The 244-nt window shown below is 24.6% G+C and carries 1 pseudogene; it reads left to right on the top strand.

Annotated elements, in window-relative coordinates:
- Nucleotides 1–29 precede the first annotated feature (29 nt).
- Nucleotides 30–244, top strand: a pseudogene (locus COZ07_RS09385) (hypothetical protein); the annotation flags it as partial.

The raw sequence follows: 244 nt of genomic DNA, 5'->3' as shown, positions 1-244 counted from the left end.
TAAAAGTAGTTGATGGAAAACTTTTCAACTTGGATTTTCATCAAAAAAGATTAAACAGAACATTAAATTATTTTTTCAAAAAAAAATACCAAATAGATTTGTTTCAAGAAATTTCTCTGCCAAACTTAGCTCTTGGTACGATATTTAAACTTAGAATTGAGTATTCAAAAAAAATTAATAATGTTTCAATATTGCCGTATAAAAGGAAAGAGATAAAAACTTTTCAATCAGTTGAGAGTAACTC

It is taken from the genome of Candidatus Infernicultor aquiphilus (genome assembly GCF_002784285.1).
Classification (GTDB): Bacteria; Atribacterota; Phoenicimicrobiia; order Phoenicimicrobiales; family Phoenicimicrobiaceae; genus Infernicultor; species Infernicultor aquiphilus.
Note: the sequence above shows the minus strand (reverse complement) of the source record. Positions and strands in the feature narration are given on the sequence as shown.